This window comes from uncultured Roseicyclus sp. (assembly GCF_937892565.1).
Taxonomy (GTDB): domain Bacteria; phylum Pseudomonadota; class Alphaproteobacteria; order Rhodobacterales; family Rhodobacteraceae; genus Roseicyclus.
The window spans coordinates 95,496-109,809 of the sequence record NZ_CALAHQ010000073.1; the positions used below are offsets into that span (position 1 = coordinate 95,496).

15 protein-coding genes are annotated in these 14,314 nt (G+C 65.1%); 7 read left to right on the top strand and 8 right to left on the bottom strand.

The annotated features are described in order from the left end of the window. Positions 1-122: 122 nt before the first annotated feature. On the bottom strand, positions 123-695 hold the full coding sequence (locus Q0094_RS10675) for a peroxidase-related enzyme (protein ID WP_297619049.1): 573 nt from the start codon (positions 693-695) through the stop codon (positions 123-125). Positions 696-881: 186 nt separating this feature from the next. Here Q0094_RS10675 and folE2 point away from each other — a divergent pair, with 186 nt between their 5' ends. Both folE2 and Q0094_RS10685 read left to right on the top strand, forming a co-directional pair. Then, on the top strand, positions 882-1,973 hold the full coding sequence (folE2, locus tag Q0094_RS10680) for a GTP cyclohydrolase FolE2 (RefSeq protein ID WP_297619052.1): 1,092 nt from the start codon (positions 882-884) through the stop codon (positions 1,971-1,973). An 85-nt stretch (positions 1,974-2,058) separates the two neighbouring features. Next, on the top strand, positions 2,059-3,507 hold the full coding sequence (locus Q0094_RS10685) for a TrkH family potassium uptake protein (RefSeq protein WP_297619055.1): 1,449 nt from the start codon (positions 2,059-2,061) through the stop codon (positions 3,505-3,507). Here the strand turns inward: Q0094_RS10685 and Q0094_RS10690 are convergent. Next, positions 3,504-4,694, bottom strand: coding sequence for an NAD(P)/FAD-dependent oxidoreductase (locus Q0094_RS10690; protein WP_297619058.1), 1,191 nt, complete (start codon positions 4,692-4,694; stop codon positions 3,504-3,506). The two genes, Q0094_RS10685 and Q0094_RS10690, sit on opposite strands and share 4 nt — an antisense overlap. A 179-nt stretch (positions 4,695-4,873) precedes the next feature. After that, positions 4,874-5,503: a DnaJ domain-containing protein gene (locus tag Q0094_RS10695; protein ID WP_297619061.1), complete on the bottom strand. Its 630-nt coding sequence runs from the start codon at positions 5,501-5,503 to the stop codon at positions 4,874-4,876. Positions 5,504-5,580: 77 nt separating this feature from the next. Here Q0094_RS10695 and Q0094_RS10700 point away from each other — a divergent pair, with 77 nt between their 5' ends. Then, a complete protein-coding gene (locus tag Q0094_RS10700; RefSeq protein WP_297619103.1) occupies positions 5,581-5,838 on the top strand; it encodes a BolA family transcriptional regulator in 258 nt (85 codons plus the stop codon). Here the strand turns inward: Q0094_RS10700 and Q0094_RS10705 are convergent. Continuing rightward, entirely contained in the window at positions 5,835-6,239 is a 405-nt protein-coding gene (locus tag Q0094_RS10705) for a DUF4177 domain-containing protein (RefSeq protein WP_297619064.1), read from the bottom strand. The two genes, Q0094_RS10700 and Q0094_RS10705, sit on opposite strands and share 4 nt — an antisense overlap. 92 nt (positions 6,240-6,331) lie before the next feature. Between Q0094_RS10705 and Q0094_RS10710 the strand changes: the two genes are divergently transcribed. The 4 genes from Q0094_RS10710 (at position 6,332) to Q0094_RS10725 (ending at position 10,187) form a co-directional block, all read left to right on the top strand. Next, entirely contained in the window at positions 6,332-7,405 is a 1,074-nt protein-coding gene (locus tag Q0094_RS10710; RefSeq protein ID WP_297619068.1) for a ligase-associated DNA damage response exonuclease, read from the top strand. After that, entirely contained in the window at positions 7,402-8,295 is an 894-nt protein-coding gene (locus tag Q0094_RS10715; RefSeq protein WP_297619070.1) for an alpha/beta hydrolase fold domain-containing protein, read from the top strand. Before Q0094_RS10710 ends, Q0094_RS10715 begins: the two co-directional genes overlap by 4 nt. After that, positions 8,292-9,890, top strand: a complete 1,599-nt coding sequence (locus Q0094_RS10720; RefSeq protein WP_297619073.1) for an ATP-dependent DNA ligase — start codon at positions 8,292-8,294, stop codon at positions 9,888-9,890. Before Q0094_RS10715 ends, Q0094_RS10720 begins: the two co-directional genes overlap by 4 nt. 114 nt (positions 9,891-10,004) lie before the next feature. After that, positions 10,005-10,187, top strand: coding sequence for a hypothetical protein (locus Q0094_RS10725; protein WP_297619078.1), 183 nt, complete (start codon positions 10,005-10,007; stop codon positions 10,185-10,187). 8 nt (positions 10,188-10,195) lie between these two features. Here the strand turns inward: Q0094_RS10725 and Q0094_RS10730 are convergent, their stop codons facing one another. The 4 genes from Q0094_RS10730 to Q0094_RS10745 all read right to left on the bottom strand — a co-directional run bounded on the left by Q0094_RS10730 (position 10,196) and on the right by Q0094_RS10745 (position 14,166). After that, positions 10,196-10,975, bottom strand: a complete 780-nt coding sequence (locus Q0094_RS10730; RefSeq protein ID WP_297619081.1) for a gamma-glutamyl-gamma-aminobutyrate hydrolase family protein — start codon at positions 10,973-10,975, stop codon at positions 10,196-10,198. A 125-nt stretch (positions 10,976-11,100) separates the two neighbouring features. After that, entirely contained in the window at positions 11,101-11,520 is a 420-nt protein-coding gene (locus Q0094_RS10735) for a heme-binding protein (RefSeq protein WP_297619084.1), read from the bottom strand. A 101-nt stretch (positions 11,521-11,621) separates the two neighbouring features. Then, entirely contained in the window at positions 11,622-13,766 is a 2,145-nt protein-coding gene (locus Q0094_RS10740; RefSeq protein ID WP_297619087.1) for a malate synthase G, read from the bottom strand. Positions 13,767-13,998: 232 nt separating this feature from the next. Further along, complete coding sequence (locus tag Q0094_RS10745) at positions 13,999-14,166, bottom strand: DUF2256 domain-containing protein (RefSeq protein WP_297619090.1); 168 nt, start codon at positions 14,164-14,166, stop codon at positions 13,999-14,001. Between the last annotated feature and the right edge of the window lie 148 nt (positions 14,167-14,314).

Genomic DNA, 14,314 nt, shown 5'->3' on the forward strand with positions numbered 1-14,314 from the left:
GTGCGGAAAGACCCGATTTGGCATAGTTTTGCCCCCAGTGATTAAGACTTCGTTAATCATGAGAGCCGGTGTCAGGATTTACTGCCGCCGGGGACGACCCAGGGCAAGCGGGGCTTGGCTTTTCAGCGGTTCATCGCGTGGTATGATGGATTGGGCATCATGTCGGATGCGATGGCGAAACGGTTGGTCATGTTGAAAAACCCGATCACATCGGCCAGATCGAAAATCTCGGCCTCGGTCAGACCGGCGTCAAACAGTGCCGCGCGATGGGGGGCCTCGACCTCCCATGGGGTGGTGGTCAGGGTCCATGCGAAATCCAGCATCGCCCGCTGCCGCGCAGACACAGGCGCCACCCGGTAATTCATCACCAGCATTTCCCCCAAGTGCGGATCGCCCGACAAGGCGCGCACCGCCTGACCATGGGCGACAAGGCAATAAAAACAGCGGTTGGCCGAGGACACCACCACCGCGACCATCTCGCGCTCGAGCTTGCTCAACCCCGAGGGTGCCAGCATCAAGGTGTTGTAATACTGGATAAATCCGCGCAGCTTTTCCTGGTTGCGCGAAAAGCTGCGCAGCACATTGGGCACCAGCCCCAGCTTTTCCTGACAGACCTCGAAATAGCGGCGCATGTCATCGTCCAGATCGGCCGGATCGGGTAGATCATAGATCGAGATGTGATCGGGTTGCGGCATGTTGTGTCCTCATGTGATGGGGGCAGACTGGACCGCCGGGCCGGCGCGCACAACCCCGCCGTGGGGCGCCCCATTGTGATCCGTTCGCCGTCGGCCCGCGTATTTCTTTCGTTGCAAAGGATTGGGCCCGGCGCGCGGGCGATCTATGTAAGGCGGGCAAGACCGGCTCTATGGGGGACGACCATAATGAACATGCATGTCATCGAACTGCCCGAAGCCGTGACGCGCGACGAGGCCGAGGCCGCGCTTGCGCGTCTGAAGCTCTGGGCGGAAACCGCCAGCGCCGATGATATTGCCGCGCTAGACCCGGCGATGGCGCGCCTGATCGGCGGGGGGTATCCGCAATTCGAACGCCGCTATCCCGACGGCTTCACCATTGATGCCGCCTACAAGGCGACGCTGCCCGATTTGCAAAATGGGCCGTCGTCGCTGATCCGGGGCGCCAATCGTCAGATCCAGCATGTGGGCATTTCCAATTTCCGCCTGCCGATCCGCTATCACACGCGCGACAATGGTGATCTGACGCTCGAAACCGGCGTGACCGGCACCGTCAGCCTTGAGGCGGACAAGAAGGGTATCAACATGAGCCGCATCATGCGGTCTTTCTATGCGCATGCCGAAAAGACCTTCAGCTTCGAGGTTATCGAGGCGGCGCTTGATGATTACAAATCCGATCTGGAAAGCTTTGACGCGCGCATCCAGATGCGACTGTCATTCCCGGCCAAGGTGAAAAGCCTGCGCTCGGGGCTGACGGGGTATCAGTATTACGACATCGCGCTGGAACTGGTCGAACGGGGCGGGCTGCGCCAGAAGATCGTGCATCTGGATTTTGTCTATTCCTCGACCTGCCCCTGTTCGCTGGAACTGTCGGAACATGCGCGCGCCATGCGCAATCAGCTGGCAACCCCCCATTCCCAGCGCTCGGTTGCGCGGCTGTCGGTGGTCTTGACCGAAGGTGCGGGCTGTCTGTGGTTCGAGGATCTGATCGAGATGGCCCGCGCCGCCGTGCCGACCGAGACGCAGGTGATGGTCAAGCGCGAAGATGAACAGGCCTTTGCCGAGCTGAACGCCGCCAATCCCATCTTTGTCGAAGATGCCGCGCGCCTGTTTGCCGAGCGGCTCCATGCCGATCCACGGCTGGGGGATTTCCGGGTTGTGGCCAGCCATCAGGAAAGCCTGCACAGCCATGATGCGGTCAGTGTCCTGACCGAAGGGGCGACCTTTGCGCAGGCAAGCCTTGATCCGCATCTTTTTGCCAGCCTGATCCACCGCGGCTGACACCGGCGTTTTCCGCGCCCCTTTCGCATGCGCAGGGGGCGCGGTCGCTTGACAGCGCCGTGTCGGGGGGCCAACGCTCCGCCTTATGTTCGATCTGCGACCCGTGGGTTACATCCTTGGGCTTCTGACCATCGTGTTGGGGCTGTCGATGCTGTTTCCGATGGCGCTCGATCTGGCTGATGGCAATCCCAACTGGCAGGCCTTTGCCGTCTGTGCCATCATCGCCGTGGCGCTGGGCGCAAGCATTTCGCTGGCCTCGGCCAATTTCGACTTTGGCCAGATGAATGTGCGACAGGCCTTCATCCTGACCACGGCGACATGGGTGGTGCTGCCCTTGATCGGGGCCATGCCCTTTGTGCTGGGTGCGCCCGATGTCAGCCTGACGGATGCCTATTTCGAGGCTGTGTCGGGCATGACCACCACGGGATCGACGGTCTTTCCCGGTCTCGATGCGCTGCCGCGCGGGGTCAATCTGTGGCGCGGCATCCTGCAATGGCTGGGCGGGCTGGGGATCGTGATCGTGGCGCTGATCTTTCTGCCGGTGATGCGGGTGGGGGGGATGCAGTTTTTCCGCGCCGAAGGCTTTGACACGCTGGGCAAGGTCTTGCCGCGGGCGATCGATATCTCAAAGGGGCTGGTGATGGCCTATGTGGCGCTGACGCTGGCCTGCATGGCCGCCTATGGCCTGTTGGGCATGACCCCCTATGAAGCCGTGGTCCATGCGCTGACCACCCTGTCCACGGGTGGTTTTTCGACGACCGACCAAAGCTTTGCCGCGTTTTCGGGGCCTGCGGAATACGCCGCCGTCCTGTTCATGATCCTGGCGGCTGTGCCCTTTATCCGCTTTATCCAGATGGCCAGCGGTGATCCTTGGGCGCTGTTGCGCGATGTGCAGGTGCGCGCCTTTCTGCGCTGGATCGGCTATGCCTGCGCGGCGGTGATCTTGTGGCGGTTGCTGGTGCTGGGCGATCACTGGGAGCCGACAGTGCGCCAGACGCTGTTCAACATCGTGACCGTGTTTACCGGCACCGGCTACAGCAGCGCCGATGTCACACAATGGGGCAGCTTTCCCTTTGCCGTGCTTTTCATCGTGGGCCTGATCGGGGGCTGCACCGCGTCGACCGTCTGTTCGGTCAAGGTGTTTCGCTTCATGGTGCTGCGCGAGGCGTTGATCGCCGAGTTCCGCCGCCTGCTTCGGCCCAGCATCGTCGTGGCCCCACGTCTTGATGGGCGCCCGATCGAGCGCGATGTGATCGATTCCGTGATGGCATTCACGGTCTTGTTCTTCCTGACGCTGGGTGTGACGGCGGTCTTGTTGTCGCTGACGGGCCTGTCCACCCGCACCGCGATCACCGCCGCCTGGACATCGGTGGCCAATATCGGCCCGGCCTTTGGTCCCGAGGTCAGCGCCGCAGGATCGGTCGAGGCGTTTCCAGTGTCGGCAAAATGGATCATGATCGCGGCGATGATCCTCGGGCGGCTGGAGTTGTTGTCTGTTTTCGTGCTGTTCACGCTGCGCTTCTGGCGCGACTAGCCCGTCACGATCGCCCGGCCCGCAGCAACCCCCGACGACCAGGCCCATTGGAAATTGTACCCCCCCAACCAGCCCGTGACATCGAGCGCTTCGCCGATGATGAACAGACCCGGCACAAGGTGGGATTGCATCGATCTGGAACTGATCGCATCGGTGGCAACCCCGCCCAGCGTGACCTCGGCGGTGCGGTAGCCCTCCGATGAGGTGGGGGTCAGATGCCAGCCCTCCAGCCGGTCGGCCAGCGCGCGCAAGGCCGCATCGGATTGATCGGCCATGTTGCCCGCGACACCCCAATCGCCGGTCAGATGCTGGGCGAGCTTTTTGGGCAGCACCTCTGCCAGAATCGTTGCCACGGATTTCGCCCCCGCCTCGGCGCGGCGCGCGCGCAGATGGTCGAACAGATCGACCCCGGGACAAAGCCTGACCGAGAGCGCATCACCCTCGCGCCAATAGGACGAAATCTGCAACACCGCAGGCCCCGAAAGCCCGCGATGGGTAAACAGCATCGCCTCGTCAAAGGCTGTGCCGTTGCAAGCGATGCGGCTGTCCACAGCGGTTCCCGCCAATGCCGCAAAGACGGATTTTTGCGCCTCGTCAAATGTCAGAGGCACGAGCGCCGGGCGGGTTTCGGTGATGCGATGGCCAAATTGCGCCGCGATCTGATAGGCCAACCCGGTGGCGCCCATCTTGGGGATGGATTTGCCGCCCGTCGCCAGAACAAGGTTTCTGGCCGTGACGATGACCTTTTGGCCAGCCCGATCCAGCCGGACCCGAAAGCCCGTGCCGTCATGGGCCACATCTTCGGGTGTGGTTTCAAGCCAAAGATCGGCGCCTGACATTTCAGCGCGCAAAAGCGCGATGATATCCTTGGCGGAGCGGTCGCAAAACAATTGGCCAAGCGTCTTTTCATGCCAGGGGATGGCATGGCGGCCGACCAGATCGAGAAAATCCCATGGCGTGTAGCGCGCAAGGGCGGATTTGCAGAAATGCGGATTTTCCGACAGGAAATTCCCGGGCGCTGTGTGAAGATTGGTGAAATTGCACCGCCCACCGCCCGAGATGCGGATCTTTTCACCCGGCGACCGGGCATGATCGATGACCAGAACGCCCGCCCCCGCATGGGCCGCGCACATCATGCCGGCCGCACCTGCGCCCAGGATCAAGGTGGTGACATGGGTTTCACGCATCGCGTCGGTCCGTGTTGCGCCGGCTGTGCCGTCGCCGGGGGCGCGCCGCTTGCGCGGCGCGGGGGGAAGGTGGTGGGCGGGCCCCCCGGTTTCGGGCGTCGTGCCGGTTGCGCCCAAGGGTGCCTCCGGCGGGAGTATTTTCAAAGCAAAGATGGACGGGCCCCGCGCAGGGTCAATCGTCAATCGGCGAAGTTGCGGCTGTCCTTGATCTGATCCCAAGCCCAGACGACCTCTTGCAGGCGGTCCTCGTCCGAACGGTCGCCGCCGTTCATGTCGGGGTGCAAGATCTTGATCAGCGCCTTGTAGCTCTTGCGGATCTCGGTCTTGGTCCAGCTGTCGCGGGCCTCGAGGATTTCCAGCGCGCGCCGTTCGGTGGGCGGCAGCTTGCGGCCCATGCCATTGGCGCGCCCGGGGTTGCGGGTGGCATTGCCGCCCAGAACCTGATGGGCATCATCGACCCCCAGCCGGGCCCAGGCCGCTTCTTCGACGGTGCGCTTGAAGGGTTTGGTGGGGCGGTCCCAGACGCGGTCGCGGTCAAGCTGCGCTTCCATCTCGGCCTCGGTGGTGCCTTCGAAGAAATTCCATTTCAGATTGTATTCGCGCACGTGATCGCGGCAGAACCATTTGTAGTCTTCGAGGTTGTCGGGGCTTTTGGGTGCGCGGTATTGTCCGGTTTCTGCACAGCCTTCGGCCTCGCAGACGCGCTGCGACGTTTCAAATGCGCCCGACATGCCACGCCGGCCCGAACGGCGTTTCTTTTTGTCGGTCGCGACACGCAGATCGAAATTGAACGGGTCTTTGTCGGGCATTGGGCCTTCCCTTCTCGACTCGGAGGGGCAACTCTAGTGTTTCAGGCGGCAAGGTGAAGGGGCATGAGGTGGAAATCGTGACAAGAGGCGAGAAAATCCGGGCGCGGCTCGAGGCGGCCTTTGCGCCGCGCCAGCTGGAGGTGGTCGACGAAAGCGAGGGCCATCGCGGCCATTCGGGCTATCAGGAGGGGGGCGAAAGCCATTTCCGCGTGGAAATCGCCAGCGCGCGTTTCGAAGGCATGGACAGGATCGCCCGTCACCGCGCCGTGCATGCGGCGCTGGGCCGCGATCTGGTCGTCGAGATTCACGCGCTGGCACTGAAGATCAGCGCCTAGGATCCGGCGCCCCGGTCGGGATCGGAACGGTCCTGTGGGGGAAGGAACAGATTGGCAAGGCTTGGCGCGCCTTCGGTCGGGGGGCGGGTGTCGGTGCGCCGCAAGGGTGGGGGCACGGGCGCGGCCGCCATCTGGGCGGTTGCAAGGGGCGGCTGGGGCGGGCCATCCTCGGGCAGGGCGCGGCGAAAGATCAGCAGGTTGCGATAGACCGTCTTGCGCGAGGTCAGACCGGAACGCACCTCTTCGGGAAGGGTTTCGGCGCGCAGATATTCCCAGCCCTGGGCACCGAGCGTATTGAGCAGTTCTTCCAGAGTGGCGGCAAACAGGCCTGTGCCCTTCAGCCCCTTGCGCTTGGTGGATGTCTCAGGGGCTGGAACCATCTTGTAGACGTAACGTGTCATCGTATCTTTCCTTGGGTCGGGCGGCATTTAGCCGGGCCCGGATGGGAGAGGCAAGGGGCAGGCTTGCACGGGCGCGGCAACGCCCTAGTGTGATGCCCATGGTTCTGGAATTCAGGGAAGCCGGCATCTATTGCCCCGCGGCTGATGCCTATATCGACCCGTGGCGCCCTGTCGCGCGGGCGCTGATCACGCATGGCCATTCGGATCATGCCCGCGCCGGGCATGGATCCTATCTGGCCACCCGGGCCGCCGCCCCGGTCATGCGGCACCGCCTGGGCGACATCCGCCTTGCGACGCTGCCCTATGGCGAGGTGCTGCGCATCGGCGATGCGCGCGTCAGCTTTCACCCCGCGGGCCATGTCCCGGGATCAGCCCAGATCCGCATCGAAGTGGCGGGAGAGGTCTGGGTCGTGTCGGGCGATTACAAGACCGTGGCCGATGGATTGAGCGAAGCCTTCGAGCCGGTCGCCTGCCATGCCTTCATCAGCGAATGCACCTTTGGTCTGCCGATCTATGATTGGCCCAGCGAGGCGGTTCTGGCCCAACAGATCAATGGCTGGTGGGCCGAAACCCGGGCGAGGGGGCAGACCGCAGTTCTGGGGGTCTATGCGCTGGGCAAGGCGCAAAGGGTGCTGCGCCTGCTGGATCCGGGGATCGGGCCGATCCTGACGCATGGCGCGATCGAGGCCACCAACGCGGTGCTGCGGGGGCAGGGGATCGCGTTGCCCGACACGGTCGCGGTGGCGCCGGGGCTCGATCTTGCGGCCTGTCGCGGGGCGATGGTGCTGGCGCCGCCGTCGGCGTTGGGGTCGGCGTGGATGCGGCGCTTTGGGCCTGTGTCGACGGGCATCGCCTCGGGGTGGATGCAGCTGCGCGGGGTGCGGCGGCGGCGCGGGGCCGATCGCGGCTTCGTCATGTCGGACCATGCCGATTGGGCGGGGCTCAACGCCGCCATCGCCGCGACCGGAGCCGAGCGGGTCTTTGTCACCCATGGCTACACCGCGCCCTTTGCCCGCTGGCTGGGCGAACAGGGCTATGAGGCGGGCATCGTGGCCACGGAATTTGGCGGCGAGGCGCTCGATCTGCCCGAGGTTGAGCCGGATCCCGACCGCGACACCCGGAACGACACCGATCCCCCCCTTGCCGCACGGCAGAGCGCCCCATGACATACCCGCCGCTGACCAGGACCGACCGTTTCTGGCGCTGGACGGCGCAGGCGATCGACCGGCGCGTGCTGGCTGCTGTTGCCTCCCAGCGGGGGCTGCGGCTGCTGTTTGCGCTTTCGGCGCGCCTGAGCAGTGCGTTTCCCGCCGATACGGCCGTCCGCACCGACCCTGATGGTGCGCTCTGGCTGCGGCCGGGCGGCGTGGCGCGGGATGCGGGGGTGTTGCTCTATGTCCATGGTGGCGGCTTTACCATCGGCAGCCCCCGCACCCATGCCGCGCTTGCCGCGCATCTGGCGCGTGCGGCCGGGCTGCGTGCCGTTCTGCCGCGCTACCGGCTGGCCCCCGAACACCCGTTTCCGGCCGCGCGCGATGACATCATCGCCGCCCATGCCCGGCTGGTGGGCGCGGGCCTGTTCCCCGTGGCGCTGGCTGGCGATAGCGCGGGGGGCAATCTTGCGCTGCTGCTGGCCCAGCATCTGCGCGATACCGGCCAGCCCTTGCCGCGCGCCATGGCGCTGATCGCGCCTGCTGCGGATCTGTCGGGCGACATCGCGGCCCGCTTTGCCGCCGCGCCTGGCGAAATGCTGATCCCGCCGCAATGGGCCCGGCGCATCCGGGCGGCCTATCTGGGGGGGCGCGATCCTGCCGATCCGGCCATCTCGCCGCTTCTGGGCGATTTGGCGGGCCTGCCCCCGGCGATGATCCAGAGCGGCGCCGAAGAAGCGCTTGCCGCAGAGGCACGCCGCCTTGTGGCCGCGATGGATGATGCGACCCATGACCCATGGCCCGGGCTGCCCCATGTCTGGCACCTGCACGCCGGCAAGATGCCCGCCGCTGATGCAGCCCTTGCGCGCATGGGCGCCTTCTTGCGGACAAGAACCGCGCCATGAAAGAATTCGCAGCGCTCTATACCGCCCTTGACCAGACCACGCGAACCAGCGCCAAGACCGCGGCCTTGGCGGCCTATTTCGCCTCCGCCCCCGAGGCTGACCGGCTGTGGACCGTGGCGCTTTTGTCCGGGCGACGCCCAAGGCGCAGCATCACCACCTCGAGGCTGCGCCTGTGGGCGGCCGAGCGGGCGGGCATCCCCACCTGGCTGTTCGAGACCTGCTACCCTGTCGTGGGCGATCTGTCCGAGACCATCGCGCTGATCTTGCCGCCGCCCCAGACGCGGATCGAGGCATCGCTGAGCGACTGGATCGCCGACTTGCGCGCACTGGACGGGGCTGATGACGCCAAGCGGCGCGACTTTGTGCTGCGCGCATGGGATGGGCTTGATCCGACCCAGCGCTTCATCTTCAACAAGCTCATCACGGGTGGCTGGCGTATGGGGGTCAGCCAAAAGCTGATGACCCGTGCCTTGGCGCAAGCCACCGGCATAGACGAGGCCGAACTGACCCACCGTCTGATGGGCGATTGGTCGCCCGACACCACGACATGGCAGGGTCTGATCGCAGCCCCCGATCCACAGGCCGCGCTGTCGCGCCCTTATCCCTTTGCGCTGGCCCATCAGCTTGACCTGGCGCCCGACGCGCTGGGACCGGTGACCGACTGGCTGGCCGAGGACAAATGGGACGGCATCCGTGGCCAGCTGATCCGGCGGGGCGGCAGCCATCACCTGTGGTCGCGCGGCGAAGAGCTGATGACGGACCGTTTTCCCGAACTGGCCACGCTGGCCCAAGCCCTGCCCGACGGCACCGTCATCGATGGCGAGGTACTGGCTTGGGACCACCGCGCCGCCCATCCGCTGGCCTTCGCCCGGCTGCAGCCACGCATCGCCCGCAAGAGCGTGCCCGCCCGCCTGCTGGCCGAGGCGCCGGTGATCATGATGGCCTATGATCTGCTGGAATGGGAGGGTCGCGATCTGCGGGCGCAGCCCTTTGCCCAAAGACGCGCAGGCTTGGCACAGCTTTTGGGCGGGCTTGCTGATGGCGTGGCGCTGCGGCTTTCGCCCGCGCTGGGCGCCCCCGATTGGGCCGGGCTTGCCACCCTCAGGGCGCAGGCCCGGGCGCGTGGGGCCGAAGGGCTGATGCTCAAGCGGCTTGACGCGCCCTATCGCATGGGGCGGCACCGAGGGGACATGTGGAAATGGAAGCTGGATCCGCTGACCATCGATGCGGTGATGATCTATGCACAGGCCGGGTCGGGCCGGCGGGCGACACTTTACACCGATTTCACCTTTGCGGTGCGCGATGGGGCGGGCTTCGTGCCCTTTGCCAAGGCCTATTCCGGGCTGAGCGACGCCGAATTTCGCGCCATCACCGCCTGGGTGCGCCAGCACACCACCGACCGCTTCGGCCCGGTGCGTGCGGTCCGGCCCGAGCTGGTGTTCGAGATCGCTTTTGAGGGCATCCAGGCCAGCCCGCGCCACAAATCCGGCGTGGCCTTGCGCTTTCCCCGCATGGCACGCTGGCGCCGCGACAAGCCGGTGGCCGAGGTGGCCAGCCTTGATGATCTCAAGGCGATGCTGGCGCAATACGGCTAGCGCATGGGCCCCGTTCGGCAAGGACTTGCCGGGATGGGCTGCCCTTGGACCGAAATCCGCGACAGCGCCGCTGCCATGCTAGTCTTGGGCCCTGTCACGGAGGAAGGATCACACATGGATTACCGCGATCTCGTTCAATATGCCCGCAGCCTTTATGACGCCCATGGCGACAAATCCGAGGCCGAAGCAGCCCGGAAAGCGGCCAATGCCCGCACCGCAGGCCGGGCCGAGGATGCCCGACGTTGGGAAAAGATCCGCGCCCAGATCCGAGAGATGCGCGGCGCGCCCCAAGGCTGATCCGCGCCTCAGGCGACGTCGGCCACGCGCATGGGGCGACGTGCCTCGGCCCATGCACGGGCCGCCGCGCCAAAGGCGTCGAACAGCGGGCGGCTGACCGGGTCTTGCGCTGCGCGATATTCGGGGTGCCATTGCACCGACAGGGTAAAGCCCGGCGCATCGGCGACATAGATCGCCTCGGGCGTGCCGTCGGGGGCATGGCCGTCGATCACGATCCCTGCGCCCGGTTGCTTGATGCCCTGACCATGCAGCGTGTTGGTCATCACCTCATGGGCGCCGAAAAGGCGGTGAAACACGCCGCCCGGGGTAAAGCGCACCGGATGGCGCAGCGCGAATTTCTCCTCGATGGTGCCATTGGGGGGCATGCGGTGGTTCATCCGCCCGGGCAGGTCGCGGATCTCGGGGTAGAGCGATCCGCCCATCGCGACATTGAGCTCCTGAAACCCGCGGCAGACGCCCAAAATGGGCTGGCCGCGCGCCACACAGGCCCGGATCAAGGGCAGGGCCACCGCATCGCGGGCCCGGTCAAAGGCGCCATGCGCCTCGGTGGGGGGCTCGCCATATTCCTCGGGATGCACATTGGGTCGCCCGCCCGTGAACAGGAAGCCGTCACAGACCCCCATCAATTCCTCAATGCACACAAAGCGCGGATCGGCGGGAATGACCAGCGGCAGCCCACCCGACACCTCGGCCACGGCCTGCGAATTCATCGCGCCACCGGCATGGGTGGCATATTGATCATTGATCAGATGATGATTGCCGATGATGCCGATCACGGGCCGGGCCATGTGCGCTCCCCTTGTGCAGGCCACAACACCTAGCGCCATTCGATCCGAACGAAAAGATCTTCTCCGGGTCGGACAGCCTCAATTCCCCGCAACTGCCCAAAAATGCGGCACATCCTGCGGCGGCCTTAAGCCGATGCCTGAAAGCCCGCCGCCTCGATGCCTGCAACGGCGGCTTTCGCATCATTGTCCGAGGTGTCGCCGGACACGCCGACCGCCCCAACCACCGCGCCATCACGCAAGACCAGAACGCCGCCGGGCACCGGCACGACCTTGCCGCCGAAAGCACCGTTCACCGCGGCCATGAAATAGGCCTGGGCTTCGGCGCGCGCCAACTGGACCGAGCCGGGCATGCCCAGCATCACCGCGCCGTAAGCCTTGGCGCGCGCGATCTCGAAACGGCCCGGGCTTGCCCCGTCTTCGCGCTCAAAGGCCAACAGATGCCCGCCCGCATCCAGCACCGCCACCGACAAGGGCTTGAGCCCCAGATCGCGCCCCGTGGCACGCGCAACCGCGATCATCTGGCGCGCCTGTTCCAGTGAAATCATCGTCTTGACCTCCCATCAAGGTGACTGCGGGCCTAGCCCATCTTTGCTTTCCAAATACTCCGGGGGGGCCCGGAACGGGCGGGGGCAGCGCCCCCACTCCCTCAGGCTGATTTCAGCTCAAGCCGCCGGGCATGCAGCACCGGTTCGGTGTAGCCCGAGGGTTGTTCCCGCCCCTTGAACACCAGATCGCAGGCCGCGGCAAAAGCGATGCCATTGAACCCCGGCGCCATGGGCACATAGGTCGGATCGGCCGCATTCTGCCGGTCCACCACGCCGGCCATCCGGCGCAGGATCTCCATCACCTGCACCTCCGAGACGACGCCGTGATGCAGCCAGTTGGCGATATGCTGGGCCGAAATGCGACAGGTCGCGCGATCTTCCATCAGGGCCACATCATGGATGTCAGGCACCTTGGAACAGCCCACCCCCGCATCGATCCAGCGCACGACATAGCCCAGAATGCCTTGGGCGTTGTTTTCCACCTCGCGGATGATCTGTGCCTCGCTCCAGCGTTTGAAACTGGCCATCGGAATGTCCAAGAGCGCGGTGACATAGGCACGCCGCCCGCCCGCCAGCAGCCGGTCCTGCACGGCGGCCACATTGACCTGATGATAATGCAAGCTGTGCAGCGTCGCCGCGGTGGGCGAGGGAACCCAGGCGCAATTGGCGCCCGCACGCGGATGCTCGATCTTGACCTCCAGCATCTCGGCCATGGCGTCGGGCTTGGCCCACATGCCCTTGCCGATCTGCGCCCGCCCCTTCAGCCCGCATTCAAGACCAATATCGACATTCTGGTTCTCATAGGCGGTGATCCAGGATTTGCGCTTGATGAAATCCTTGCGGCTGAACGGCCCCGCCTCCATCGAGGTGTGGATCTCGTCGCCGGTTCGGTCCAGAAACCCGGTGTTGATGAAGGCCACCCGATGCCTGGCCGCGCGGATGCATTCCTTGAGGTTGACCGAGGTGCGGCGTTCCTCATCCATCACGCCCAGCTTGACCGTATAGCGCGGCAGGCCCAGCACCTCTTCGACCTTGGTAAAGGTCGCATCGGCAAAACCCACTTCCTCGGGGCCATGCATCTTGGGCTTGACCACATAGACCGAGCCCGCATGGCTGTTGCGCAGGCCGCTGTCCTTTTTCAGGTCATGCATCGCGATCAGCACGGTGATCATCGCATCCATCAGCCCCTCATAGGCTTCGGAGCCGTCCTCCAGCCGGATCGCGGGGTTGGTCATCAGATGGCCCACATTGCGCACCAGCATCAGGGCGCGGCCCTTGACTGTCAGCGCGCTTCCATCGGGGGCGACATAGGCCAGATCGGGGGCAAGCGCGCGCGTCACGGTCTGGCCGCCCTTGGCAAAGGTCTCGGTCAGGTCGCCCTTCATCAGCCCCAGCCAGTTGCCATAGGCCAGCACCTTGTCTTCGGCATCGACGCAGGCCACCGAATCCTCGCAATCCATGATTGCCGAAATCGCCGATTCCATCCGCACATCGGCCAGACCCGCCTGATCGCGCGACCCGATGGGGTGGGTGCGGTCAAACACCAGTTCCACATGCAGCCCGTTGTTGACCAAAAGCACATGGGAGGGTGCCTTGGGGTGGCCCGCATAGCCCGCAAATTTCGCCGGGTTTTCGAGCGGCTTGTCATCGATCAGAAGCTGGCCGCGATCGACATGGTAGCGCCGCGCATCCGCATGGCTGTGGCTTTCGATCGGAAAGACGCTGTCCAGAAACACCCGCGCGCGCGCCACCACGCGTGCGCCCCGCCCGCGGTCATAGCCGCCGGGCTTGGGCAGGCTGCCCATCGCATCGGTGCCATAGAACGCATCATAAAGGCTGCCCCAGCGCGCATTGGCGGCATTGAGCGCAAACCGCGCATTGGTGATCGGCACCACAAGCTGCGGCCCGGCGACCGTCGCGATTTCCGGATCAATATGGGTCGTGTCGATGGAAAACGCCGCGCCCTCGGGCAGAAGATAGCCGATCTCGCGCAGAAAATCCTGATAGCCCTCGCCATCATGGGGTTGGCCACGCCGCGCGATGTGCCAAGTGTCGATCTGGTCCTGAAGCGCCTTGCGCTTGTCCAAAAGCGCCGTGTTGCGCGGGGCAAACCCATGCAATAGCTCGGAAAACCCGGCCCAAAAGGCATCGGGCGCCACACCCGTGCCGGGCAGGGCATGCTCTTCGACAAACGCAGCCAATGCGCCGGCCACCTGCAGCCGTGCCCGTGTCACACTCCCACCCATCCTCGTCTCTCCTCGATGCTACGCCTGCGCGGTATTCCAGCGCATACAAGGCCGTTGCGCCGCCGATTACGGAAAAAGTTTCCGATCGGCAACAGGTTTTGGTCAGATGTTGCGACCCCGCCAGCCCTGAGCCGAAAGCAGCGCATGGCCATTCCGCGTCCCCCGCCGGGCGCGACCGGGTCCCTTGGCACGACCCGTGCAGCGCGACCCCGGATGGTAGCGGCGTGCCCCTTCAGGTCCGGCGCGGCGCCCCTTCACTTTTGCGGGTATCGCGGCAGCGATCCGAACAATAGCGCACGTCTTCCCAGACCTTTTCCCACTTTTTGCGCCATGTGAACGGGCGCTTGCAGGTGAGACAGGTCTTTTGCGGCAGGTCGGATTTCTTGCGCATGCGGGCCATGATCAGCATGGTAGGGCGGGCGCGCCCATCGACCAGCCCGCCGGGCGGATCAGGCCCGCGCCCCTTTCGCGATGTCGCGGGAACAGCGACAGGCTAGAGATCAAAGCTGAGTTGGTCTTGGGCCATGGGGGTGGGGCGGCGTTTCGGG